Raw genomic sequence first — 1,136 nt, forward strand, 5'->3', positions numbered from 1 at the left:
CGGAACTTGTCAAGGCGGATGAGACCAGTGGGAGTTTAGGCGGCTAGTTCGAGCCCTTCGTTCTCGGTGGGTTTGTCGGCTGGTTTGTTGATCCATACCGTCTCGGGAATGGAGAGAATCTTAGGTGCCTGGGTCGTACTGAATCGCTCTGGGAAGCGCGCGCGTGCCGCGTCCAGCGTCGCTGCTCGTTGGATGGCTTTCGCTGCTGCGAGGCCGTAGTGGACGTCCGCTGGGGTGTTCAGGCCGATCCCGGAATGGCGATGCTCGTGGTTGTAGCCATCGACGAACGAGGTCATGAACGTCTTCGCGTCGGCGAGAGAGCCGAAACGTTCGGGGAACGTCGGCGAGAATTTCAGGGTCTTGAACCACGCCTCGCTGTAGGGATTATCGTTGCTCACCCGAGGCCTCGAATGCGACTTGGTGACCTCCAGATCCGACAGCAACGCGGCGACGGTCTTGGACGTCATCGACGTGCCGCGGTCAGCGTGCACGACCTGCGGGACGCCGTGAATGCCGAAGATTTCCTTCATCATCTCCACCGCCAACTCTCCCGATTCCGACGCGTGAACATACGCGCCGACGATGTAACGGGAGTAAATATCGATCATCACGTAAGCATCGAAGTACTTTCCCTTAACCGGGCCAGCGAGTTTCGTAATATCCCAGCTGAGCACCTGGCCCGGTCCCGTGGCGATCAATTCGGGGATCGCCCGGGCCGGGTGGCGTGCCTGGCGGCGGCGGTCTTTGACCTGCTGGTTCTCGTTCAACACCCGATACATCGTTGATATTGAGCACAAGTACGTGCCCGCGTCGAGCAGCTGTGCGTAGATCTGAATCGGCGGCAGGTCCACGAACGACTCCGAATTGACGACGTCGAGAATCTGCCGACGGTCGGCATCACTGATCTTGTTCGCCGGAATCGGAGCCGGCCCGGCCACGGGACTGCGTGGTTTCCGGGTGGCTGTCGCCCGAGGGACCCCGACCAGGTCGGCCGCGACGCGAGTCGAGATTCCTCGGCTGGCTAGTTCGCGGTAAGCGGTCATTACGGCTTCGTATGCGGTGTTTCGTCCCGCGAGCTCTTCGAAAGACTTTCGAGTAGCTCGTGCATTTTTGACATGATCTCCAACGCCACCCCC

Annotated in this window: 1 protein-coding gene; it reads right to left on the bottom strand. The window is 60.3% G+C overall.

Translation table 11 applies throughout. The annotated features are described in order from the left end of the window. Positions 1–35: 35 nt before the first annotated feature. A partial coding sequence (locus CXY74_RS00025; RefSeq protein ID WP_370446103.1) for a transposase occupies positions 36–1,136 on the bottom strand: 1,101 nt, incomplete at its 5' end.

The organism is Cryobacterium sp. Y29 (genome assembly GCF_002929825.1).
Lineage (GTDB): Bacteria > Actinomycetota > Actinomycetes > Actinomycetales > Microbacteriaceae > Cryobacterium.